Origin of the sequence: Campylobacter sp. RM12642 (assembly GCF_020137635.1) — a bacterium.
Classification (GTDB): Bacteria; Campylobacterota; Campylobacteria; order Campylobacterales; family Campylobacteraceae; genus Campylobacter_E.
In genome coordinates, this window is sequence record NZ_JACGAT010000025.1 from 1 (window position 1) to 23,861 (window position 23,861).

Genomic DNA, 23,861 nt, shown 5'->3' on the forward strand with positions numbered 1-23,861 from the left:
TTGATGGGGTTGGTGGGGATAGTGTTTTTGCAAGTATTTTTGAATTTGCTAAATTAAGTATTGGTTTTATAACTTATTTGATTAAGAGTTTTAAATTATTTAGCTAAATTTAAAGAAAACAATAAAAACATAAAGCTATTAATTACCCTTATTGTAATAGCAATATATTTAATTATTAGGTAATTTTGTTTTTAATCAAATAGACTAAAAGTATAGATATTAGCTTTTAAAATAAAACTCATATTCTTTAAAACAATTTATTTTTATAAGATTTTGCTATGTATTGATTAAACATCTCATCATTTTTTTCACTCTCAAGCTTTTCTTCAATACTAGGCTCTACGCTATTAAATCCATCAATACAATTTTTATAAGTAAAGTCCATAATATCTTTCATTTCATTTGTTTCATAATATTTAATTAATTTTTCTTTAAACTCGTTAATTAATCCGACTGGAATATTTACCAAACCAGCTCCATTGCTAATCAAGACCTTGTTAGCACATAGAATTGCCGTTCGTTTGTTGCCATCGCTAAATATTTGTTTTCTCATTAGATATAACATTAATGTTATTGCTCTTTGTGTAGTGTTTGTGATTTTTTGTATTTCGTTTAATTCTTCTATAATTTCTTCTTTATATGGCATTTTAGGTTTGTAAGTTGTTCCGCCAATAGCCACATCAAATTGCCTTATGTAGCCTGATTGATAGATTAAATTTGCACCTATAGTCTTATTTATTTTACAAATATAAGCAAAATCAATTTCAGGATAACTTATAGTATCAAAAAGAACATACCAAGCATATTTAAGGTTGTTAATAGCTACAATATCATCTACCTTTAGATTGCCCACGCTTGCACCATTATAAATAGCTTCTACTTGTGGAAAAGTTACATTAATTCCCTCAAGTCTCGCACTTTTATAGATATTATCTACGATATTTCTTTTTGCTAAACATATGTTGTATTCTAAGCTCATATGAAATTTATTTTTCATAATTATTAATCCCTTTTTTAATTTATATAATTTTATTTTAATATATTCATCTTTTTATTTTTGTAACCTAGAAATTTATTATAGTCAAGACAACAATATTTAATACAAATAGTTAAAGTAAGATAAAATATTTTTTTATTTGCAGTAATTAGTATTATATTTTGTTTTTAGTTTAAGCTTTTAAAATCAATATTTTTATTAATAATATTTTAAATATTTTTTATATGGACATAATTTTGACAACTCATATGCTATAATGCGAAAAATTACAAGAAAGGAGAATAAATGAAAGCTATATTTTCTCTTATGGAGAGGGGGGGGGGATTTTACAAAAACTAAAATCACTTAACTTCATTAATTTTATTCAAAACTTCTCATTTATATTCAAAGGAACTTAGCAATGTTAGATAATTTTCCATGCACTGCATGTGGCTTATGCTGCAAGAGTATTAACGGAGTAAAAGAACTAGAAGAATTTAATTTAAATGGTGTTTGTATGCACCTAGCAGATGATAATACATGCAGGATTTATGAAAATCGTCCTATGGTTTGTAGGGTTGATGAATATTACGAAAGGTTTCTTAAAAAGTATATGAGTAAGGCTAAATATTACAACGAGAATATAAAAGTCTGTAATGCTTTACAAGATAAATTTAAAGTAGATAAAAAATATAAAATTAATTTGATTAAGGAGATTTAAATGAGTATAGAACAAATTATCGCAGAAGAAAAAGCAAAGTTTGAAAAGACAAATTCGTATGCAAATGTTATGATTTTAGGACATACAGGAGCTGGTAAAAGCTCACTAATAAACCATGTTTTTGGAGAGAAGGTAGCAAATGTTAGCAATCATAAACCACAAACTAGAGGTTTTAAGGTATTTTTAGGAAAAGATTTTGGTAAGCAAATTAATATTATAGATTCGGAAGGCTATGAATTAGCAGGCGAAGCAGATAGTTTTGTAAATAAAGTTAAAGATTTTCAAAATGAGCTTGAAAGTGGCAAGATAAATAATTGCGAAGGAAATATTCATGTAATTTGGTATTGCATATCAGCAAGTAAAACAAGAGTGGAAGATATGGATTTAAATATCGTAAAACTATTAAAGAAAAACTATAAAAATATTTTTGTAGTAATGACACAATGTGATGAAGATGATGCTAATTTAAGTATTCAAAAAGAATATGAGAAAATCTTAAATACAAAAATATATGCAGTTAGTAAAGATTTAGCTGATGAAGATACAGATTTAAATTCTTTATTAAATGATAGTGCAAATAGTATTAGTGATGATGATATACAAAAAGCTTTTGTAGCATCTCAAGAAAGAAGCATTGCATTAAAAGAACAACATGCTAAAACAATTATATTACGCTACACCTCGTTTTGTGTTGCTGCAGGAGCAAATCCTATACCTTTAGTAAGTGATACTGTAGTAATCACACCTACTCAAGTAGCAATGCTAGTGCATATTGGGCGTATATATGGAGTTGATATATCAAAAACAGCCTTAAAAAGCTTAGCAGCAGAAACTTTAGCTAGTAATTTAGGAAAAGCTTTAGCAGGTAACTTGCTTAAATTTACTGGGGTTGGAGCTATTGTAGGAAGTGCGATTACTGCAAGTGTAGCAGGTGTTATTACTTATGGAATGGGCTTTGCATATTCAGAATATTGTAAAAAGAAATATCAAGATATTTTAGCGGGTAAAGTTGTAGATGATGATATTGTTGAAAATATTTGCCAAGTAATCAAACATTATATAGATACTATTAGTTGGGCGGATGTCAAAAAAGAACTACACAAAAATAAAGAAAATAAAAAAGATACTAAAGAAGATAACCAAGAAAAAGAAGATAAGGAATAAATATGCAATATCAAGAAGCTAGAGTATTGGTTATTGGCAAGACTGGTAATGGTAAAAGTTCTTTTATAAATTATCTTTTAGATGAAGCTAAAGCGCCTACTGGTATTGGTAAGCCTATTACACAAGAATTTAAAGAATATGAAAAAATAGTTGATGATAGACTAAGGCTTATTGTCACTGATAGTAAAGGGCTTGAATCAAACAAAGATGATTTTGAAAGTATTATTAAAAATATCAAATCATATATACAAAGCAAAAATAGTAGCGATAATGTAGCTGAGTTTTTTCATGTTGTTTTTTATTGCCTGAAATATAATACAAAAAGAATTGAAGAGCAAGAAATAAAATTAATCAAACAACTAAAAGAGCTTTTAAAATTTAATATTCACTTTATTATTACAGGTTGTGATAGTATTAAAAGTGCTGAAGAATTTAACGAATATGAAGAGCATATTAAAAAAGAGCTTGGAAATGATACAAGATTATATAAAGTATGTTCTATTGAAGTAGAAAAAAGAGGCGGACAAAAAACTCAAAAATACGGCAAAGAAGAAGTGATAAATGGCGTTATTGATTTGATTTTTGAAAACCTAGCTACAAGTTTTGCTTACGATTTTGCTCGTAAATATGTGGAATCTTATAATAAAACTTTAGATAATTATGAAGAACGATTAAATAAAACAATTGATAGTAATATTGGCTTTTTTTCAAGACTTTTTAGCTTTTTAGATACTACAAGAGCAGAAGTAAAAGCAGAATTTGAAAAAGTAAGATCGCAAATCATTAATGAGATAGAGAATTTACAAGATAATATGGTAAATGAGCACTCTATAAAGCTTGATGAGATTTTTACATTTTGCAATGTTTTAAGTGATACTTTTGGTGTTAAGCAAACGCTAAGTAAGTCTTTAAATACGAAGGCATTAAAAGATACTTTACATTTTAAAGAATATGGCTTATGGGATAGTTTTGCAAATATGTTTACAAATAATGATGCTAAAGAAAGCTTTAAAAAATATTTTAATAGTTTAAAAATACCGTTAAATGCAAATATAAATCAAAGCAATAATAATGCTTGGGTTTTACCAATATTATTCTTTGCTGATAAAGAAAAATTGGGTGTAGAAAAAAAGTTTGTTGAAGATATTAAAGCAGTTATTATGCAGTCTAAACAATAATTTAAATCAAAGAATTTGAAATAGGAATTTCAAATTCTTAAAAAGGAGAGATTATGCCGATACCGCCAAAGCCTAGTAAATATACTTGCAAAAGTTGTGGATATAGCGTAGTTAGGATTTATAGTAGTGATTGTTTTGCAGAAAATGATTTAGCACCAATTAAGTGTCCTAAATGCAAAGCAAGTTTTAATTGGGAGCATTCAAAGGCAAATAAATTTGAAATATTACTAGCAAAACTAAAAGGAATAAATTAGAAATTTATTTTATTAATATAAAGGAAAATAATGAAAAAATATAAACCAAGAACAAGAATAGAATTATGCGAACTAGTAAGAGATGAGAGTGTTTATCTAGGTGATATTGATACGAGCTTGATTACTGATATGAGTGGGCTTTTTTATTGGTGTGTTAGAAAAGATTTTAGCGGTATAAATGAATGGGATACTAGCAATGTAACTTATATGGATGAAATGTTTAGAGATTGCAAAAATTTTAATCAACCTTTAAATTTTGATACGAGAAATGTAGCCGATATGAGTGAAATGTTTAGAGATTGCAAAAATTTTAATCAACCATTAAATTTTGATACAAGAAAAGTAGAAAATATGAAAAGAATGTTTGAAGGTTGTATAAACTTCAATCAGCCTTTAAATTTTGATACAAGAAATGTAACTGATATGAGTTTTATGTTTAATAAATGTAAAAAACTAAATCAACCTTTAAACCTTGATACTTCAAAAGTAATCAACATGGCTAATATGTTTTCTTATTGTGAAAATTTCAATCAACCTTTAAACCTTGATACTTTAAATGTAACCAATATGGGTGATATGTTTTATAGTTGTATAAAATTTAACCAATTATTGCAATTTTATACATGTGATGTAGTTAATATGAGCAATATGTTTTTTGATTGTAAAAGCTTTAATCAGATTTTAAATTTTACTACAAAAAATGTTCTTTATATAGATAATATGTTTGAAGGTTGTGAGAGTTTAGAACACTTGCCAGAGTTTTACAAGAATTTTGGTAAAAAATAAAAATAAGTCTAAGAATTTGAAATATGAATTTTAAATTATTTAGAGTTAAACGCATTTAATATAGATTTTACGAAACTAAAGGAGATTTTATGAAAAAATATAAGCCAACAACGAAAAAAGAATTAAAAGAGTTAGTAAGAGATGAGAGTGTATATCTAGGCGATATTGATACGAGTTGGATTATTGATATGAGTAGATTATTTGAAAATAGCACTAGAAAAGACTTTAGCGGGATAAACACTTGGGACACTAGCAATGTAACTGATATGAGCCATATGTTTGATAAATGCATTAATTTTAATCAGCCTTTGAATTTTAATACTAGCAATGTAACTGATATGAGCCATATGTTTGAAGGTTGTATAAATTTCAATCAGCCTTTAGCCTTTGATACTAAAAAAGTCGAATCTATGTATTGTATGTTTAAGGGTTGCGAAAAATTAAATCAAACATTTGATTTTGATATAAGCTATATAGACGATACAGATAGTGTATTTAAAGGTTGCTATGAAATGAATTCAAGTTTTTTTGAAGATTTTGACTTGGATGACTTGTATGAATATTTTTATGACTGTGAACCTGCTATGAAGCTTCTTTTAGAAAATGACTATTTTGAAAAGATTAATGGCAAATATAGACCTGAAGATAAGAAAGAATTACAAAAATTAGTTTATTCTAATGTAATTAGTCTTAGTGATGTTGATACGAGTTTGATTACTGATATGAGTATGCTTTTTAATGGTAGTTTAAGAAAAGACTTTAGTGGTATCAATACTTGGGATACTAGCAATGTAACTAATATGTTCCAGATGTTTTCTGCTTGTAAGTATTTTAATCAATCTTTAAATTTTGATACTTCAAAAGTAACAAATATGCAAAATATGTTTTATTGTTGTGAAAATTTCAATCAGCCTTTAGAGCTTGATACTTCAAAAGTAATTAATATGGAAGGTATGCTTTATGGTTGTAAAAGTTTTAATCAAACTTTAAATTTTGATACTTCAAAAGTTGAAAATATGAGTGGTATGTTTGAATATTGTGAGAGTTTAGAACACTTGCCGGAGTTTTATAAGAAATTTTGTGAAGAAAACGAAGAAGTCTAAGAATTTCAAATGGGAGTTTCAAATGAAATTCCTTTTTTTAAATTCCAAAAAAATTCGCTGCATTTTAAAGAATAATTGTAAAGTTATAAATCAAAATTTGTATTTTAAATTTATTAAAATCTTTTTATATAGACATAATCAGGACTTTACTTTTGCTAAGATATACGAAATTAAAAAGGAGTTTATATGTGGATTTTAGGACTTTTGTTTATCTTAGCTTTACTTTTATTTTTTGGCTTAGGTGTTTTTAGACTTTTACTTGTAGTCTTTATATTCTTAATTTTTTTAGCAATTATTGCAAAGGTTGTAGAGTTGTTATTTAAGGATTAAATTCTTAGCAATTAATTTATAATAAAAGAGCTAAAATATTTTGATTTAAATCGCCAAAAATTAGCGATTTAAATTCTTAAAAATTATGCTCAATCTCCATCAAATCACATCTATCATTATCACAAGTATCAGCGTGATTAGGATTTAGTATATGTCCATTTCCTCGTCTAAAATCACCACCACCAGTGCAATCAAATTGATTTAAATATTCTTCAAATATATTATCTCTATTACCAGCTAAACCAATTAAGCTAATGGCTTGTATGTTGTATCTATTATTAGCAGATAGGTTTCTTAATAAAGTACGCTCATTTTGTGTAGGTGCTATAAAGCTTGTAAAATCTTCTTCGCTTATGTTTTGAGCATTTGTTGGGATTACTACTGCTCCGTTGTTTGTAATGATGATAGGAACTGCGTGTGCTCTGCCGTTATCTAAACTCATTAATGCAATATATAAAGAACCAGCAGGAGAATTTAAAATACCCCTTAATTGAGATCTTAAATTATCTTGAGTTGTGATAGTGCTAAGGCTCCATTCTTGTCTTGGCAAAATACTGCTAGTTAAAGCCCAAATCGCCCTAATACCCCTTGAATATAGTCCTTCACCTAAAGCCAATTGTTGTCCCCATAACTCAAGTGCTTCACCCATTAAATTATACATCGCAGGGTTTCTTCTAGCAAATGTAGTAAATGGAGATACATTGTCCATATAATCAAATAAATATCCAGTAGAACTATAATTTAATATAGGATTATGTGGATATATTTGAGTTAGTAAAGAAACTATCTCATAAGTATGTAGCATACAAATTCCACAAATTCCACTAGCATCAGTGCTACTATCAGTAGTCCTTGCAATGCTTAATAATCGTGCTTTCCAATTTGCTTGTAAAGGGTCAAAATTAGCTAAGCTATTTGATATAACTTCTCGTTTTATTCTTCTTTCTGCACCACAATGGCTAGAGAAAAGCCCTAAATTTCTTGCGTTAAAATTCCTTAATTCATAAACGCTAAAGTCAAATGATAATTTACCATCTAATAAAACGCTAGGAGATAAATGGGTTTTATAATAATTTATATCACTTATAAATAATTTTCCTAATTCACTGCCCCTTGAAACATCTAAAATATTTTTATTAATATCTAATATATAAGAATTTTCAAATAAATTTAAATTCCAATAAAATCTATTTTCAAATCCGTAAAAATTACATTTAGAAAACTTTAAAAAACTAGCGTCTTGATTGCTAAGATTAGTTTCAAGGCACTCAAAAGTCCCACTGCTAGGGTTAAAAAGAGCTATTTTACCACTTGTAATATCGTAATAAAAATTAAATGGTGTTTTTGAAGCCCCATTTTTTGTAATATAAAATAGTTCTAATTTATTATTTGATTTTGAACGAAAATATATAGAAGTTTTAAGAGCGTAATTAATAGGCGGTGGAACTGCTTGTAGCCACTGCTTCATTTCGTCATTATCTATGGTTATTTTATTGGCGTTTTTGTTTTTTGTAGCTAGTAAATTATACTCGCTTTCTTTTACTTCTACATCAATGTAAGCTGGTAAGCTAAAGGTATCTTTTATGCTAAACCATTGAGATTTATCGTTTAAAACACAAGGCTTTAATTCAAAGAAATCTTGTTTGGTTTGTCCACTTTTAAACCTATCGCTAAGACTTGCACATAGCCAATTGTCTTTATATTTAAAAGCAAGTCTTTTGTATAAATCATATCTCGTATCTACTGCTTGTTTACAATCTAGCATACCGATTATGACCCTATCATGCACTTGTCTTGGAGCTAGACAAAAAGTTTTATTATCGTGAGCTTTTATGATTAAATGCTTATCTTGTATTGTGTTGGCTGGAGTTTGCGGGACGCTATTTGCAAATATTGTAGAAAGGTAAAATAATATTAATATAAGTTTTTTCATAATTTCCCCCTTAAGATTTGTGATTATATTAATTTATAATAATATTTATTCTAAATTTCAAATATTTTTTAATAGTTGTGAAAATTAAGGAGCAAAAATGAGTGATAATAATGCTAAAAAAAGATATTTTGCTATCAAAAATAGCATAGAATTTAAAAAACAAGAAGAATTAAATTCTAACTATGAAGATATTTTAAAGGCTTATGAAAAAGAGCTTGACGAAGCGATTTTGAAAGTTGTTAATAAGTATAAATTTAGTGAAATTTTAAGCAGTAAAATGCCAAATTACCACAAAATAACAAAATCTATAATCTACAAAGCAGAAAGCGAAAATGAAAAAAAGGGCAGATTATATGAATTAAAAATTAAAAAATATTACGAAGAGCAAGGCTACAAGGTCTTTCCACACGGCTTTATAAATGGTAAAAACGATGGCGGGATAGATTTGGTTTGCTATAAAGAAAATGAGTGTGTATTAATTCAGTGCAAAAATCACAAAAGCCAAATAGGTCAAGATTTGTTAAGGAAATTTTTAGGTGATTGTGCTGTTTTTGTTAATGAGAATGAAAAAATACTTAAAAATAAAACTATTAAAAAAGTTTTTATAAGTTCAAGTGAGCCAAGAGCAAGTGCTGAATATTATTTAAATAATTATAAGGATTTAATAGAGTATTTAAATATTGAAGAATGAGCCAAGGGATATAAAATGAAAGAGATTTATAAAATAAAGTTTGCAGTTCATTAATATAACAATGATTTTAAGCGTTTTGTATCTTTTTGTATTATCTAATAAGCTTTTAATCTTATTTTAGGTGGGGTTTATTTGAGTATGTTTTTTAGATATCAATTTGATTTCTTTGGCGTTGTTTTTGTATTTTAAAATCAAAGCAAATAAATACCAAAAGCTATATCTAACAAAGGATTAAAATGAATAAAACTACTAATTTACCAATATTTGGGGTAGGACCTATTTACGTCATAACTTGCCTTTTGCTTGCTATATTTGGGCTTTGTTTGGATTATTTTGGTTTTTTAGATTTTGTAAAATTGCCAAAAGCAAGGATTTTTATGTCTATTTTGGGTGGGGTTTTGCTATTTGCTTATAATTTATGCTTATTAGTTTTACCTTTTATTTTCTGTGCTTTTCTTACAGTGTTAATGAAAAAGACAGAAGAAAAATGGCTACAAGAAAAATTCGGCGACAGCTATACGCAGTATTACAAAAAAGCCAATAGAATAATCCCTTGGTTTAAAAGATAAATTACGGAAATAAATTCTTTAAATATTACAAATAAATAAAGAGTAATTTATTACAGAATATATTTTCTCTATAATCTTATTGACAAAATAAAATTTATAATATATAATGCGTTATCTTTAAAAAAATAAAGATATATTTTACAAACTAAAAGGAGAAAAATGACAGCATTATTACAAAGAAAAAGTTTATTACCAAAATCTTTATTCGAGCATATAATTATGAGTGATGAAAGTAAGATTATTAGGGTAATTGATGAGTATTGTTATGAGTTTAGCGACAAGCTAAGCCTTGATGATGAAAAGGCACTAAAATCATCACTAGGTTTTAGTGTAATGTGTTATATGGCTGATAAGTTTAGGGAAATTAAGCTTTATGCAATGTTTAACGATGGTGCAAATCCTAATGATTTTTATTTAAGTTTTGATGAGTTTATGGCTAGAGCTAAATTTGATGAGAGTTTAAAAGATATGCTTTTTAAATATGGTGAAAAATATTGGGATTTGGTGCTTAAAATTGCTAATTTATCACCTTATTTAAACGAGCTTTTAGGACATTGTGTGTTTAATGAAACCTATACAAAGCAAAGCAACTTAGAGTATCAAATCAATGAAGGTGTGAGTGATTTTATTTATGAAATCAGTGATTTTAGTGCATATAAAAATATACTTCTTTTTAGCTCGTTGAGTGATAATTTGTTTTTAGATATGACAAAAATGGTGGAAAAATCAAAGCTTGAACAAGGGATTATAGAAGATGTTTTAAGCGATATTAATTTTAGCATTGTAACAAATAACAGTAATATTTCAAATCAAATCAAATTAAAATCAAAAGTTTTAAATGCAAATACAAATATAATTAATTATAGCGACTTAAAAAATGAAAAATTTGATTTGATTTGTGCTGATTTGGTATTTAATAATCGCATTGATTTTAGTGATTTTATGCTTGATAAAATATCTAAAGAGTTTGAAATAGATTTAAAAAATACAAGAACTCATGATGAATGGCTAAAAATAGCCCAAATTACACAACTTTTAGGCGATAATTCTTTTGCTTTTTGTATTTGTTCTAGATTTTTACTATCAAATGACAAGGGCAAATTAAGTGGTATTTTGAAAGAAAGGTTGCTTAAAAAAGGTTATATAAAAGCTATTATAAATCTACCAAAAGAAGCTATAAATGGCATAGGAATTGAGTGTGATTTGTTAATTTTAAGCAAGGGTAATAAAAGTATTAAAATGATAGATGCCAGAAGTTTATATCATAAAGAACTTAATTTTTTTGAATATATGAAACTAGCAGAGTATTTACAAAAAAATAACGAATTATCTAAAACCTTAAGTTTTGAAGAAGCACTTGCAAACAGGCTAAATGTATCGCTCTCTTTAGAAGATAGTATAAATACAATAAGTCTAAAAGAGCTAATCTTAAGCTCAAATGTAGGCGCTACAATGCAATCAAGTGAAATACAAAATCTAAAATGCAAGCAAGAAAGCGATTTTGCACTTATAAACACATCAAACATCAAAGAAGGATATATAAAAGATGATGATTTTATAGAACAAATCCCAGAAAAATACCAAAAATTAGTGGTGAAAAATAACTCAATCATAATTCCAAGGGTATGGAACGAGAGTATAAAAGTAGCTTTTGTAAGCAATTACAGTAAAAAACTTTTACCTACAAACAATGTAATTGCCTTAGAATTAGATGAGAGCAAAATTTATCCACCTTATGTAGCAGCATTTTTACAGAGTGAAAAGGGAGTAGAAAGTATCAAAAATCTTTCATCAAATGGAGCTTTATCAAGGCTTAGTATTGGTGGGATAAAAGAGCTAAAAATTCCTATGCGTAGTGAAGTAGAGCAAAGGCAAATCGGCGATGATTTTATACAGACGATAGAAAAAATTCAAGCATTGCAAAATCAATACGAAGCAGAATTAAATAAATTAAAAATAATTTTTAAATAAGGAGATATAATGGAAGAGATTTATAAGGCAAGATTTATTATATATTACGTATTAATAGCTTTAAGTATAATATATCCTTTGGATTATCTTACGCATTTAAATTTTAGTATTGTTTTAGATATAAATATTGCTCCACTAATATTTTTAATATTTTTTAAGAATCAAATAAATAAACACCAAAATCCTATAAAAAAATAAAGTAAAATAAAATCAAAGTAAATTTCGTTTGTTTGGGCTAATTTTAAAGTCATAAATAAACGAAATTCTGATTTTAAATTCTTTAAAAATACACGAAATAAATTCTAAAAACCCCAAATACCACTTGTTTAAATGTTAAATTGCCTTTTACTATGTTAAAATGGTTTAAAATATATAAACATAAGATGAAACAAACAAACGAAAATCTGGATTTAAATTCTTTGAAAATACACGAAACAAATTCCTAGTAAAAAATCAAGCTAACAATAATACAAACCAATAAAATAAAATTAAAAATATGTAAAGCTTCAAAAATATTAAAGAAATGATTGTAAAAACTTTCAGTAAAGCCCTAATTTTAGGGCTTTAGACTTAATTAAAAAAGAATTTAGATACTATAGTTATTGCAAACGCAATAGGAGCTATTTTAAAAAGTATAAATGCCATTGTTTTGCTAATTCTATATTTTACCATACCTTCTGATACTTCTTGTCTTGTGTTAGCCATCAAATCAAATGCTACGCAGTATTCTCCATTGTTATTTAAGTTTTTTTCTGTATTATTTAATGATTGTATTAAATCCATTTTATTCTCCTACATGTTTTAAAGTAATATATGGTGATAATTGATAAATATCAAAAATAACTTCGCCGTATTCATCCACCAGAGCTTTTAGTTCAGAATCTAGCGGTGCTAACATTTCATATGCTTTATTTTCATTATCTTTTGTGACAGAATAACAAGCCCATGAACATAAGAAATATATTCCAAAAATTATTAAGCCTGTAATATAACTGAAAGAATATAAACATATCAATGCAATAATTAGACCAATAATTATTATACCACCTAGAGCTTTGGTGTTGTTTTCAGCTATCATTTTTAATTCTTGATTAGGCCAATAAACATTCTGTAAAGTCTTTACAAGCTCATAGCGTTCTTTACAATTTTGCTCTAAAATTTCAAAATCGTATTCTTCACCATCTTTTTGATTTTCTTTACCTATTAGTGCCAAAGTGCCTTTTATAGTAAAGACATTGTTTATTGTGGTTTGTGTGTTGATATTTGTAGTGCTTGATGATTTATCTACTACTTTATTTTTTGATACACCCCATACTCCATTTGATAATATGGTAGGTGAAAAATAACTTTTTGTACTGTATTTTGTATCGGTTTGTTCGGTTCCTTGAGTAACCATACCTTCAGTATGTTGAGATCTTACGGCATTGATAATGGCATTAAAACCTAAACAACTAGCCATTGATTTAAGGGTGTTTTCTGCATCTTCAAAGCTAAGGCTTGAACTAGTTGATATCTCTAACTCACTTGCGTAAATTAGTTGAATACCCCCCCCCAATAATATCACCGCTGCTTATAAGTCTAACGCCTGATGATAAAACAAACTTAGGATTTTGCACTTTTATTTCTTCGGTAGTGCTAACACTATTCATTTGTAACTCCTTTTTTTAAAATTGTAAAAATGGTATATTAATATTTTTAAATTAATTATGTTTTAATTTAGCTTATTTAAGTTAAAAACATATTTATTAATTTAACTTACCTAAGAATAGGGCAAGAAAGTTAGTTTTTGGCTTATAAATTATGTTTGATTGAAAATACACTAAAGAAATTCTTGGCTGATTACAGCTACTAACCGATAAAATACCGATAAATTAAATTATACTGAAAAACTGCCGAGATTTTAAATTGCTATGATGAGTATATAAAATTTTAAAGAATTTAAAATCAGAATTAGAAAAAGAAAAATTCCGTCCAATAAACGAGCTACTAAGTGGCAAAACAAGGTTTGCTAACTTTATCAGCCTTTGGCAAAAAGTAACGATTAATGATTTAGGTCTAACTTACAATAGGCTTTTAGATAAAAAAGAAAAAAATTTGAAGATGATAACTTAAACTGCATTACATATAAAAATATTTTTGATAGTGTTAAAATAAACGATGGTGAAAAAAAATAAAGAAGATGTATTTTTTACTATTTCATCTAAAATCATATACGAAATATGGACTTTATTTGTTATTTTAGAAGAATGTGAAATTTATATTTAAATAGCTTTGGCTTTAGACCTAATGAAATGATAAATACTAAGTATGCGAGTTTTTATTTTAGGAGTTCTATTTTTATGGAAAAATTAATGAAGTTAGCACAAGGTAGCACGAGATATAATTTATCTAAAACTAATTTTTTAAAAGTAAAATTCCTAAGTTTATAAGAACAGAATAAGTTGGGGGGGGGTAATTATGTGTGATGAGCGTTTGGAACATCTAAACGAGCTAATAATAGCCCAGACCACCCTCAAATCCCACTTTTAACCGAACTTTTAAGTGGAAACTAAGAGTAAAGGACTTTGAATGATTGAAAATATACAAAATGAAGATGTAAAAAATGAACTTAAAAAGAAATTTAATGATATAAAAAATTATTTGTGTAGTGTTTTTCAATTATCAAATGATATTGAATTTAGTTTTGATGTTGAAGTAAATAAGGGTAAATTAGAAATAATAGTTGGTATTTCTAATCCTAATCACGATTTAGAGTATAAAATCCAAGATATAACACCTAGTAGTATTAAAATAGATTATTTATTAAAAGTGATATTAAAAACATTAGCTTTGATTGTTCTAAGCATTTAATAAAGCGTTATATTGCATTATTTAGCAATGCATTTATAGAAATAGATACAAGTGTCTTAGAAAATGATAACTATAGTAATTTTATAAAAATTTTTACAAGTTTAAGTTTTGAAAAATGTAATTTTTACATACATGATAAAACAACTTTAGATGGATTTAATTTTTTTAATGATTTAACTTTTATCGATTGTTATTTTAGTAATGAATTATTGATTGGCGAGTGTGTTTTTGAAAAGAAATTTATCTTTGAAACTAGAAAAAACCAAAAGCATGAATTATTTGTTATGAATACCCGTTTTAAAGATAACTGTGAAATTGTTTTAAACACAGACCACGATACACTTGGATTGTTAAATGTTCAATTTGATAAAGATTTTGATTGTATAAAGTGCAATTTGCATAACATTAAATATATCTTTTTTAATAAAGTAGTTTTTGAAGGTTGTTTTTATGTAGCTCGTAGAATTGTTATAAAGAGTGTAAAAGAGCTTCTTTTAGACACTGATTTTAAGACTGAAATTGATATTAAAAATACAATATTTAAGAAAGAAACGGATTTTAGTAGAACAAAATTTGAAAAAAATGTAAAGTTGCATTCTCTTGTATTTAACGAAAAAGTTATTTTTGGTAGTTATGTTACATTAAAGAGTGGTATGAATGAAATTTTTCAGCTTAATAATATTAAATTTTTAAGCGATGTGGATTTTAGTAATGTTTCTTTTGAAAAGATAAAATTAAAAATTAAAAATTCAATCTTTAGTAAAGATTTTTCTTTGGTTAAGTCTCATGTTAAAAGTTGTGGTGTTAATGTATTTAACAAGAAAATTACAATATATAATTCACAATTTGATGGTTTGGTAAATTTATCTAGATGTAATTTTAAAGATAATATAAAGATTATTAAATGTGAGTTTAATAAGCAAGTGCAATGTTGCCAATCTTTATTTGAAAAGAAATTTGATTTTAGCGATAACAATGTAAATCGTGATATTCATTTTGATAGGTCAGAGTTTAAAAAAGAAGTTGTATTTGATTATACTATTTTCAATGATATTCTCTCTTTACTTTTTGTTATATTTCATAAAGCTCCAAAATTTGCATTAGCTAAATTTGCTAATTCTGCAAATATTCAAACTTTTAATTTGCGCATTGGCGAAAGTAATGAAAAGCTAAACAAAGATTGTTATAAAAAAGAAAATATTGAAAGCACAATGAATAGGTTAGGAGCTATAACAGATACTTATAGGTTAATGAAAGACCAAGCTATTAAAAACAATGATTTATTAGTTGCAACAGAGAATAAAAAATCAGAATTATATGCTAGAGAGTTAGAGCTTGATTATTGTAAAAAAATTTATGGTATTAAATATCCATCTAGTATGTATCAAAAAACTGCATCGGAGAGTGCAAAATTAACAATTATTGAAGTATTTGATAGGTTATTTTTAAAGCTTAACAGAACAACAAGCGACCATCATACTGATTTTTTAAAGATACTTTTATTTACCCTAAGTGTCATCGGTGGGTATTTTATGATAAATTTTGGATTGTCTTTAGAAATAGTTGCAAGTAATTTTGATTATTTAGTTGGTAAAGCTCAACCGATAGAAGATTATATAAAGATGGTTTTTAACTCATTTGATTTAAAAAATTTTGCTTTTTCTACTCTTTGTGTATTGTGTTTTATCGTTTATATAACTTTGGTTTTAACTTTTAGCAAATTTAAAAAATTACTTGGTATTTTAGGGGCAATTGGAATAATTGGTATTTTATGTAGCCCTAATATAATAACCCCATTTTTAGGGGCGTTTTCAGAAGATGCGAGAAATCATTATCTATATAAAGCTATAGATGATTTAGATGATAAAAAGGCGTTAGAGCTAGCTAGAATAATACTTCCAAATGACAAGGATTTAAAAGAATTTAAACCTAGTAAAACCATTTTGAGCAAAAACACCAAACTAGAACAAATCAGCATTTTTGATAAAACGGATTTAAGCGTTAATTTTATCTACGAGCAATCAAATCAAGACAAAAACGAGCAAAGCGTTTATAAAGCCAAAAAGACCCTAAAAGACTATAAAGACGAGCTAAAATCATCAGATTTGCTAGACAAAGCCCCCGAGCTAAAACGAGCCATAGCGATAGATTGTGGGGTCTCAAGGCTTAATATAGCTTATTATTTAGTTCTTGCGTTTTGTATATTTGCCTTGCAAAAAACAATGCGTAAAAACTCAATAATCCCAAGCTAAAACTAAATTTCGTTTGTTTGCTTAAACTTGCCAAATAAACGAAATTCCGAATTTAAATTCCAAATACGAAAATAAATTCTAAAGTCAAACAAGTGACATTTGGGGATGTGTAGAATTTATTTCGTGTATTTTTACCATAAAATTAAAGCTTCAAACATACGAAATTTATTTTTAATCTTTTAGTAATTGTTATTTTTAATACCAAAAAGATATGATTTTAAAATAAAGGAGTGTTTATGAGATTGGAATTATTATTTAGCGTAAAAGAAAAGCTAAGAGAAGGCAATAAATCGGTTTTAGTTAAAGATACAAGAAATATTACAAATATAATAGAAGAGAGATTAAATAGATTAGAAAATGGTAAGAAATGCTATAAAGGAATTATTATAGAAGATAAATTAGCTATGAAACATGCCATTTTATTTAAGTTTAAAATAAATGGAAAAAGCCTTGATAAAGCTACTTTATTAGATAGATTTTATAAAGATATTAAAGATGGCGAACACAGAAAAGAATATCATATCACCGTAGTTTATAGCGATAGTTCTTTGTATTTTTCAGAAAAGCTGTATAAATTAATATCAAAACATGAAATTATGTTTAGAAAATTGATTTATTTGTTGATGATAGGGGCTTGTGGGGATAATTGGTATAAAATTGTAGATGAAAATATAGCAAGAGATAAACGCAAAGATAAAACCAATCAAGATTTAAATGAAGCTTTTTTATCTTTGCTAACATATCAAGATTATATCAATGGATTTTTTCAACTTATATATCCTAATAATCTTGAAGAGCTTATGGAAGAAGCGAAAAAAGAATTAGATAACAATAATAAAGAAAAAGCAATGGAAAAATTACAAAAAATTGCAAGAAAACCACACATAGAACATTGGTATGAGAATTTAAAAGTAGATAAGCTAAAAGAAGATTTATTAACTATACAAAAAATAAGAAATAAAATCTCCCATAATCACGCAATTTGTTTAAAAGACTATAAAGAATATGAAAAAACTATAAAAGCAGTTATAAAAAGACTAGAAAAAGAAATTGAAAAAGTAGAGAAAGAAAAATATATGTCTTTGAAAATAAATTCTATTGATATTTACGCTAGATATATGAAAGAACTTACTTCGCGATATGAAAATGCTTTTAAAAATATAGGCAAATTAGCAGACTACCAAACTAAGCTATCAGAAATGATAAGTTTGCCTAATAAGATTGTGCAAAATCAATTTGATATAGCATCTAAATTGAGTAAAATCTATATACCAAGTTTTAGTTTTACAAATCCATTGCTTGAACTATTAAGAGAACAGGAAGAGTTAATGGGCGATAAAAAAGAATAATGATTTTTATAGGAATTTCGTTTGTTTGGATTTAGCCAAAACATACGAAATTTATGGATAAGTTTAAAAAATACATAAAATAAATTCTTAAATATAAAAATGCATTCAAGCTTTAAAATTTGTCAATAAGGCAGTTTAAATGGTTTAATTGTTAATCAATGGATATTTTGCAATGTTTGAGTAATTTCATAAGTACTATCAAATTTGCAATGATAGAAATTTTGTTATGGTTTGTAAAGGTAAAAATAAACTAGACTAACTAAAGTTATATAGTAAACTTCACTCACCACATATTTTTAGAACAGGTAAAAGATTTTTTGAATATAAATTTTACTCGTTTATAGAATAGGTTTAAAAATAAATAACATAAGGTATTATTAAAAACTATTTTTGTAATTATTTATAAATAATGTTATATTTTATATTATTGTTTGATGGTCAATTACCATTATATAAGTAAAGTTAAAGTAGAATACTTGGTATAACTTATATTAAAAATCATAAGCAAAGCTTGCAAATATATGAAAGTTAAAATAAAAGGTTGCAAATGTTTGACAAAGTTTCTTTTTCTGGGCACGAGAAATTTGATTGTAAAATAGACTGGATTAGTCGTGGATTGATAGAATTTAATAAATGTGACAAATTGTTTACAAATAGCAAGCTTGATTATTCTATAGAGGTTTTGGGCTTAGGCGGCAACATGGTAAAGTCGCTACATTTTTGGTTAAATGCTTTAGGTTTGCTTGAAAAAAACACATTAAGCAATATAGGAAAGATTATTTTAGAAAAAGATGTTTTTTTAGAAAACCTAGACACTATATGGCTTCTTCACTGGAATTTAGTGAAGAATAAGTCTAAAGCTACTTTGTATAGTTTGTTTTTTAATTATTTTTATCAGTATAATTTTACAAAAGAGAGTCTTTGTCAGTTTGTAGTTGCTTTTCTTAAAAAACTAGATATGTCAATTAGTGAAAATAGCATTAAATTTGATATAGATGTTTTACTTAGGATGTATGATGGATATGGAGATTTAGGCTTGTTTAAAGATTTGCAAATATTATCTAGAAAAGATTTTTCTTGGAATTTAAACATAGGAAATACTGCTAATATAAGCGATGAGGTTTTTTTATATATACTGGTTGATTATATTCAAATGTTAGATATTAAAGACTCTATTTCTATAGATGAGATTCAGTACTCTAAGCTAAGCATACAAAAATCTCTTTGTTTAAACGAAAATGGCTTATTTATGAAAATAAACAATATAGAACATATTAGCAATGGTGCGTTGTTATATTCAGAATCTGGAGGAATAAGGCATATATACTTAAATAAAAATCTAAATACAGAAGATATGCTCAATAGGATTTATAATGTTTAAATATAAAACAATTTTAAAATTAGATCAAAACTACAGCAAATCAACAAATATTAACTATAGCGGCTTTAATAATAAATTTAGATTTACTAACTTTACAGCAAACACCTTGAAGTTATTGTGTAACGATAAACATGCTAACTCAATATCACTAATAGGTCCTTTTGGTTGTGGTAAATCATCATTAATGGTTTTTATAGAACATTGTTTAAATGGTAATGAAGAAGCACTTAAAATTTTAGATAAAGACTTTAAAGTATTGGTGAGTAAATATATTTTTAAAAAAAGATTTTATTTTATAAAAATAATAGGTGAAACATCTAGTATTAAAAATATGATTATTGATTATGTGCTTAAATCCACAGAGTTAAAGCTTTCAAAGCGATATATAAACAGTAGTGATAATGTGCAAATGAGTGTTTTGTTAGAAAATTTATATAATGATATCAAAAATATAGGTTTTACAAACATTGTATTTTTGATAGATGAGTGTGGAAAGTTCATAGAAAATTCGTTGTATAATCAAGATAAAAGTGATTTGTTTGAATTGCAAACCATAGCTGAGTTTGTAAATTTTAAAGATGATTGTAAGATGTTGATTAGTTTGCATAAAAGTCTTAGAGATTATTACAATGTAGGCTTAAAAGTAACACACACAGAATGGGATAAAATACAAGGAAGATTTGATAATGTCCTTTTTGGTGATAATTCTTTAGAGATTTTAAAAATTTTTCAGCATACAATAAAACTCAAAACAACAAATATTGATGCTATGAAAGAATTTGATAAGTTTATAGATGATATTGATGCAAGCAATATCTTTAATCATATAAGTATTGTAGAAAACAAAGATAGTCTAAAAAAACTATTTCCATTACACCCAATAGCCGTGGTGTTTATAATAGAATTATTTCTTAAATTTTTTCAAAACCAAAGAACTATTTTTTCTTTTTTATTTTCTTTAGAGCCTTATGGTTTTCAAGATTTTATAAACAAAGACATTGATAAATACTATTTATATTGCGTAAGTGATTTGTACGATTATGTAAATTATTTATTAGGTGTATACAATGTATCGTTACCTGATAGTGAGATTTGGGGGCTTTCTATAGATAGGATAAAAGATAGCTCTATAAATCAAGTAGAGCAAGATATTATCAAAACTATAGCTCTTATACATGGTTTTAAGCTTGCTAGCTTGATTTTGCCTACAAAAGATTTGATTATTTATTCTTTGTCAAGTAAGTATGAAAAAAAAGTTATAGATAGTGCTATTAAATCTTTGATTTTTAAAAATGTAATTATGTTTCAAAATCAAAGTAGGTCATACTCTTTGATTGAAGATTCTAACATAGATTTAAATTATGAGATATCAAACATAAAGAATAGTAGTGCCAATTTTAACTTTATTGAATATATCAACCAAATTATTTCTAACGAAAAGCTCATTAGTAAAAAGTTTTTAATCACACACGGATTAAACAAACCTTTTAGATATAAAATTATTCAGAGTGCAGATGGAATAATAGAAAATGATGTGATATACATAGTTTTTAACGGTTTGAAAATAGATGATAGTTCACACATGGTAATAAATGTAAAAAATACAAAAGAACTAACAGAACTAGGCAAGGAAATATATGCATATAAGATTGTAAAGCAAAACAATATTTTAAAGCTAAGTAAAGATACAAGAATTATTATAGATAATAAATTACACTCTTTAAAGTATTCACTTAAACAAAGCTTTTACGATTTATTGAACAAATCTCAAGTGTATTATAAGGGTGATATTTATAGCTTTAAAAACATACAAGAATGTATTAGACTTAAAATTGAAAACGACTATAGCTTAACACCTATTATAAATAACTATACGATAAATTACACTATCAGTAATGGTGGCGCCCTTACTCCTATAAAATTTCTTTTCTATCATATGTTAAATTACCCCGATAAAAAGAACCTAGGAATAGAAAAATACCCAGCACACATGACTTTATATCTATCTATTATAAAGCCATCGTTAATGCATATAAAAGATAATCTAGGTTATAAGCTAGTGGCACCAAGTGGTTTAAATTTTAAACATATTTGGGAATTTATAGAACAAAAAGTTAGAGAAAAAATAAATGTTAAGAAATTAGTAAATTATCTTAAATTAGAGCCTTTTGGCTTAAACGATGTAAAATCTAAACTAATAATATCTTTGTTTATTATTGTAAATAAAAATAGTATTAGTATTTTTAAAAATAACGAATACGCTTTTAAAATTAGCGATGATTTGCTAATAGACTTATGGAAAAATATAGCTCAATACGAAATACATCGTATTGCTTTAACAAAAACTCAAGAAGAAATTTTTAAAGCATATATGTTAGCTGTATCTTACTATGAAAGTAGATTTTCAAATAATGCACTAACAGTTTTAAGCCAGATAGTTTTTTCAAAAGTAAATATGCTTCCAGATTTTGCAAAAAAAACTAATAATATATCAGATAACGCAAAAAAACTAAGATCTGCTTTATTTTCAATGAAAGATCCTGTACAAACTTATTTTGTAGAAATACCAAGGATTTTTTCTTTGACTGATAGTGATACGTTTGCTAAGTCATTTAAAGAGGCTTTTAATGAAATAGCGCTATCTTTTAAAAATATGATTTTAGATATAGAAAAGCATATATTTAGTAGTTTTTACTTAACACATCCAACATATCCATATAAAAACGAAATGGTTGACATAGCAAACGAAATTTTAGAGATTGAAAGTAGTAACAAAGTAAGAGCATTTTTAAATGCTTTTATATATGCTGAAAATATAGTGGATTTAGTAGATTCTATAAGTGTTATCTTGATAAGTAAAAACATAAAAGAATGTAGCGATTTAGATATTAAAGAATTAAAACAAAATATCACTTCGCAAGCTAAATATATATTAAATAAGACAAATTTAAGAGCTTTAGGTAAAAATGTAAAAAGAATTACAATTTTAAGCCAGGATAAAGAAGTATCAACAATATTTAAAGATAATGATGAGAACATAAAAGAGCATATAAAAAATATAGAAGAAAAATTTTTAAATAAGCTAGAAAAAAAAGACAAAATAACATTGCTTTTGAAAATTTTAGAAAAGGAAATACAAGATGAGTAAAGAACTTCATATTATATCAATTTCTGGGGGCAAAGATAGTGCTGCTATGGCAATTTATTTAAAAGATAAATATCCAGATAGAAAGTTTGAATATTTGTTTTTTGATACAGGTGAAGAGTTGCAGGATACCTATGATTATTTATCAAAATTGCAAGCGGTTACGGGAATTAAGATAGAAAAATTGCTACCTAAAAAATCTTTTAAAGAGCTTTTGTTTGAACATAATAATTTTTTACCATCACCTCAACAAAGGTGGTGCACAAAACGAATGAAGCTTGAGACTTTTTTAGAAAAAATAAAGCAATATGAAGGTTGTAAAATTTTTAACTACGTTGGCATTAGAGCTGATGAAGACAGACTAGGCTTAGTGCCTAATCAGGATAATATTATTACCGTTATGCCTTTTAAGGATGATGGTATAACTCTCGAGGATGTTAAAAGAATATTAAATGATTCTGGCTTAGGACTGCCTAAATATTACACTCCGGTTAAAGACGAAAAATATGACATAGAGTATTATAGAACTAGATCGGGGTGTTATTTTTGTTTTTTTATGAGACAGATAGAATGGGTTTGGCTTTATGAAAAGCATCCGGATGAATTTCAAAAGGCTATGGAATTTGAAAAGGAAGGATACACTTGGATACAGGGTATGCCACTTAGCGAGTTATGCAAAGCAGAAAATATTGATAGGATAAAAAAAACTTTCAAAGCGTATGAAGAAAGAAAAAAACAAGCAAAAAATAAGAAAGATTTATTGCTAGGTAGAGAATTTTTGAGTAAACACGATAAGGATTTAGAGGATTTTGAAGATGACAAGTTTTGTTCGTTTTGCACTTTATAGGAGTTGATATGAGTGGCTTGATTAAATTTCTATCTGGGTATTTATTGTCTAAATCAGCAAATGCAAATTCTTTTGATGATACAATAATAAAAGAATACCGAAAATATGGTATTGATGAAATAAATATAGATACAATAAACATAGATGAGATTATAAAAATCTTTACAAATAACCCTAAGCATATTATTATTTCAGGTAGTGCAGGTGATGGTAAAACTTATATTTTAAGAAAGATATATACTACTTTAAATGGCTGTATAGATGGATGGAGCGACAATGGGAACCCTGCTAAAATTAAAACCACAAACTATACAATAGTATTTATAAAAGATTTTTCACAAGAAGAAAGCAAAAAAGAGAT

At 26.5% G+C, this 23,861-nt stretch carries 22 protein-coding genes; 17 read left to right on the plus strand and 5 right to left on the minus strand.

Translation table 11 applies throughout. The features are described from left to right. Positions 1–247: 247 nt before the first annotated feature. Positions 248–997: a Fic family protein gene (locus AVBRAN12642_RS08060; protein ID WP_336607516.1), complete on the minus strand. Its 750-nt coding sequence runs from the start codon at positions 995–997 to the stop codon at positions 248–250. 400 nt (positions 998–1,397) lie between these two features. On the opposite strand from AVBRAN12642_RS08060, the gene AVBRAN12642_RS08065 reads away from it, so the two are divergent. The 7 genes from AVBRAN12642_RS08065 to AVBRAN12642_RS08095 all read left to right on the plus strand — a co-directional run bounded on the left by AVBRAN12642_RS08065 (position 1,398) and on the right by AVBRAN12642_RS08095 (position 6,512). Then, a complete protein-coding gene (locus AVBRAN12642_RS08065) occupies positions 1,398–1,697 on the plus strand; it encodes a YkgJ family cysteine cluster protein (protein ID WP_239803266.1) in 300 nt (99 codons plus the stop codon). Beyond that, positions 1,698–2,861: a GTPase gene (locus tag AVBRAN12642_RS08070; protein ID WP_336607515.1), complete on the plus strand. Its 1,164-nt coding sequence runs from the start codon at positions 1,698–1,700 to the stop codon at positions 2,859–2,861. Positions 2,862–2,863: 2 nt separating this feature from the next. After that, positions 2,864–4,039 (plus strand): GTPase, encoded by a 1,176-nt coding sequence (locus tag AVBRAN12642_RS08075; RefSeq protein WP_336607514.1) that lies wholly within the window; start codon positions 2,864–2,866, stop codon positions 4,037–4,039. A gap of 53 nt (positions 4,040–4,092) precedes the next feature. Further along, positions 4,093–4,293: a hypothetical protein gene (locus AVBRAN12642_RS08080; RefSeq protein WP_214117683.1), complete on the plus strand. Its 201-nt coding sequence runs from the start codon at positions 4,093–4,095 to the stop codon at positions 4,291–4,293. A gap of 30 nt (positions 4,294–4,323) precedes the next feature. Continuing rightward, positions 4,324–5,079, plus strand: coding sequence for a BspA family leucine-rich repeat surface protein (locus tag AVBRAN12642_RS08085; RefSeq protein ID WP_336608192.1), 756 nt, complete (start codon positions 4,324–4,326; stop codon positions 5,077–5,079). A gap of 89 nt (positions 5,080–5,168) precedes the next feature. Further along, positions 5,169–6,182: a BspA family leucine-rich repeat surface protein gene (locus AVBRAN12642_RS08090; RefSeq protein WP_336607512.1), complete on the plus strand. Its 1,014-nt coding sequence runs from the start codon at positions 5,169–5,171 to the stop codon at positions 6,180–6,182. A gap of 186 nt (positions 6,183–6,368) precedes the next feature. Further along, positions 6,369–6,512: a hypothetical protein gene (locus AVBRAN12642_RS08095; RefSeq protein ID WP_214117680.1), complete on the plus strand. Its 144-nt coding sequence runs from the start codon at positions 6,369–6,371 to the stop codon at positions 6,510–6,512. Between the two features lie 76 nt (positions 6,513–6,588). Here the strand turns inward: AVBRAN12642_RS08095 and AVBRAN12642_RS08100 are convergent, their stop codons facing one another. After that, complete coding sequence (locus AVBRAN12642_RS08100; RefSeq protein WP_336608193.1) at positions 6,589–8,445, minus strand: DUF1561 family protein; 1,857 nt, start codon at positions 8,443–8,445, stop codon at positions 6,589–6,591. 97 nt (positions 8,446–8,542) lie between these two features. Here AVBRAN12642_RS08100 and AVBRAN12642_RS08105 point away from each other — a divergent pair, with 97 nt between their 5' ends. The 3 genes from AVBRAN12642_RS08105 (at position 8,543) to AVBRAN12642_RS08115 (ending at position 11,676) form a co-directional block, all read left to right on the plus strand. Continuing rightward, complete coding sequence (locus tag AVBRAN12642_RS08105) at positions 8,543–9,136, plus strand: restriction endonuclease (protein ID WP_336607510.1); 594 nt, start codon at positions 8,543–8,545, stop codon at positions 9,134–9,136. Positions 9,137–9,372: 236 nt separating this feature from the next. After that, the gene (locus AVBRAN12642_RS08110) at positions 9,373–9,705 is read left to right on the plus strand and encodes a hypothetical protein (RefSeq protein ID WP_336607509.1); all 333 of its coding nucleotides are present in this window, start codon (positions 9,373–9,375) and stop codon (positions 9,703–9,705) included. 159 nt (positions 9,706–9,864) lie between these two features. After that, the gene (locus tag AVBRAN12642_RS08115; RefSeq protein WP_336607508.1) at positions 9,865–11,676 is read left to right on the plus strand and encodes an N-6 DNA methylase; all 1,812 of its coding nucleotides are present in this window, start codon (positions 9,865–9,867) and stop codon (positions 11,674–11,676) included. Positions 11,677–12,246: 570 nt separating this feature from the next. Here the strand turns inward: AVBRAN12642_RS08115 and AVBRAN12642_RS08120 are convergent. From AVBRAN12642_RS08120 to AVBRAN12642_RS08130, 3 genes are read right to left on the minus strand one after another with little or no spacing between them, the layout of a single operon-like run. Beyond that, entirely contained in the window at positions 12,247–12,459 is a 213-nt protein-coding gene (locus AVBRAN12642_RS08120) for a hypothetical protein (RefSeq protein WP_336607507.1), read from the minus strand. Between the two features lies 1 nt (position 12,460). Next, a complete protein-coding gene (locus tag AVBRAN12642_RS08125) occupies positions 12,461–13,231 on the minus strand; it encodes a hypothetical protein (RefSeq protein WP_336607506.1) in 771 nt (256 codons plus the stop codon). Continuing rightward, entirely contained in the window at positions 13,197–13,325 is a 129-nt protein-coding gene (locus AVBRAN12642_RS08130) for a hypothetical protein (RefSeq protein WP_336607505.1), read from the minus strand. Before AVBRAN12642_RS08130 ends, AVBRAN12642_RS08125 begins: the two co-directional genes overlap by 35 nt. Positions 13,326–14,244: 919 nt before the next feature. Between AVBRAN12642_RS08130 and AVBRAN12642_RS08135 the strand changes: the two genes are divergently transcribed. From AVBRAN12642_RS08135 to AVBRAN12642_RS08165, 7 genes are all read left to right on the plus strand, one after another. Beyond that, the gene (locus AVBRAN12642_RS08135; RefSeq protein ID WP_336608194.1) at positions 14,245–14,526 is read left to right on the plus strand and encodes a hypothetical protein; all 282 of its coding nucleotides are present in this window, start codon (positions 14,245–14,247) and stop codon (positions 14,524–14,526) included. 284 nt (positions 14,527–14,810) lie between these two features. Next, on the plus strand, positions 14,811–16,778 hold the full coding sequence (locus AVBRAN12642_RS08140) for a hypothetical protein (RefSeq protein WP_336608195.1): 1,968 nt from the start codon (positions 14,811–14,813) through the stop codon (positions 16,776–16,778). Positions 16,779–17,014: 236 nt separating this feature from the next. Next, positions 17,015–18,127: a hypothetical protein gene (locus AVBRAN12642_RS08145; protein ID WP_336607503.1), complete on the plus strand. Its 1,113-nt coding sequence runs from the start codon at positions 17,015–17,017 to the stop codon at positions 18,125–18,127. Positions 18,128–18,674: 547 nt separating this feature from the next. Next, positions 18,675–19,508 (plus strand): DUF4007 family protein, encoded by an 834-nt coding sequence (locus AVBRAN12642_RS08150; protein WP_336607502.1) that lies wholly within the window; start codon positions 18,675–18,677, stop codon positions 19,506–19,508. Next, positions 19,501–22,656, plus strand: coding sequence for a hypothetical protein (locus AVBRAN12642_RS08155; protein ID WP_336607501.1), 3,156 nt, complete (start codon positions 19,501–19,503; stop codon positions 22,654–22,656). Before AVBRAN12642_RS08150 ends, AVBRAN12642_RS08155 begins: the two co-directional genes overlap by 8 nt. Next, positions 22,649–23,500, plus strand: a complete 852-nt coding sequence (locus tag AVBRAN12642_RS08160; RefSeq protein WP_214120211.1) for a phosphoadenosine phosphosulfate reductase family protein — start codon at positions 22,649–22,651, stop codon at positions 23,498–23,500. The genes AVBRAN12642_RS08155 and AVBRAN12642_RS08160 overlap by 8 nt, the downstream gene beginning before the upstream one ends. 8 nt (positions 23,501–23,508) lie before the next feature. Next, positions 23,509–23,861: hypothetical protein (locus AVBRAN12642_RS08165; RefSeq protein ID WP_336608196.1), on the plus strand; the 353-nt coding region annotated here is incomplete at its 3' end.

Excerpts from the sequence above, each read along its gene's own strand:
- AVBRAN12642_RS08140 (WP_336608195.1), top strand. The coding sequence starts at position 14,811 with ATGAATACCCGTTTTAAAGATAACTGTGAAATTGTTTTAAACACAGAC.
- AVBRAN12642_RS08130 (WP_336607505.1), bottom strand. The coding sequence starts at position 13,325 with ATGAATAGTGTTAGCACTACCGAAGAAATAAAAGTGCAAAATCCTAAG.
- AVBRAN12642_RS08085 (WP_336608192.1), top strand. The coding sequence starts at position 4,324 with ATGAAAAAATATAAACCAAGAACAAGAATAGAATTATGCGAACTAGTA.
- AVBRAN12642_RS08075 (WP_336607514.1), top strand. The coding sequence starts at position 2,864 with ATGCAATATCAAGAAGCTAGAGTATTGGTTATTGGCAAGACTGGTAAT.
- AVBRAN12642_RS08135 (WP_336608194.1), top strand. The coding sequence starts at position 14,245 with ATGATTGAAAATATACAAAATGAAGATGTAAAAAATGAACTTAAAAAG.
- AVBRAN12642_RS08160 (WP_214120211.1), top strand. The coding sequence starts at position 22,649 with ATGAGTAAAGAACTTCATATTATATCAATTTCTGGGGGCAAAGATAGT.
- AVBRAN12642_RS08060 (WP_336607516.1), bottom strand. The coding sequence starts at position 997 with ATGAAAAATAAATTTCATATGAGCTTAGAATACAACATATGTTTAGCA.
- AVBRAN12642_RS08105 (WP_336607510.1), top strand. The coding sequence starts at position 8,543 with ATGAGTGATAATAATGCTAAAAAAAGATATTTTGCTATCAAAAATAGC.
- AVBRAN12642_RS08115 (WP_336607508.1), top strand. The coding sequence starts at position 9,865 with ATGACAGCATTATTACAAAGAAAAAGTTTATTACCAAAATCTTTATTC.
- AVBRAN12642_RS08155 (WP_336607501.1), top strand. The coding sequence starts at position 19,501 with ATGTTTAAATATAAAACAATTTTAAAATTAGATCAAAACTACAGCAAA.
- AVBRAN12642_RS08090 (WP_336607512.1), top strand. The coding sequence starts at position 5,169 with ATGAAAAAATATAAGCCAACAACGAAAAAAGAATTAAAAGAGTTAGTA.
- AVBRAN12642_RS08080 (WP_214117683.1), top strand. The coding sequence starts at position 4,093 with ATGCCGATACCGCCAAAGCCTAGTAAATATACTTGCAAAAGTTGTGGA.
- AVBRAN12642_RS08095 (WP_214117680.1), top strand. The coding sequence starts at position 6,369 with ATGTGGATTTTAGGACTTTTGTTTATCTTAGCTTTACTTTTATTTTTT.
- AVBRAN12642_RS08145 (WP_336607503.1), top strand. The coding sequence starts at position 17,015 with ATGAGATTGGAATTATTATTTAGCGTAAAAGAAAAGCTAAGAGAAGGC.
- AVBRAN12642_RS08120 (WP_336607507.1), bottom strand. The coding sequence starts at position 12,459 with ATGGATTTAATACAATCATTAAATAATACAGAAAAAAACTTAAATAAC.
- AVBRAN12642_RS08110 (WP_336607509.1), top strand. The coding sequence starts at position 9,373 with ATGAATAAAACTACTAATTTACCAATATTTGGGGTAGGACCTATTTAC.
- AVBRAN12642_RS08150 (WP_336607502.1), top strand. The coding sequence starts at position 18,675 with ATGTTTGACAAAGTTTCTTTTTCTGGGCACGAGAAATTTGATTGTAAA.
- AVBRAN12642_RS08070 (WP_336607515.1), top strand. The coding sequence starts at position 1,698 with ATGAGTATAGAACAAATTATCGCAGAAGAAAAAGCAAAGTTTGAAAAG.
- AVBRAN12642_RS08100 (WP_336608193.1), bottom strand. The coding sequence starts at position 8,445 with ATGAAAAAACTTATATTAATATTATTTTACCTTTCTACAATATTTGCA.
- AVBRAN12642_RS08065 (WP_239803266.1), top strand. The coding sequence starts at position 1,398 with ATGTTAGATAATTTTCCATGCACTGCATGTGGCTTATGCTGCAAGAGT.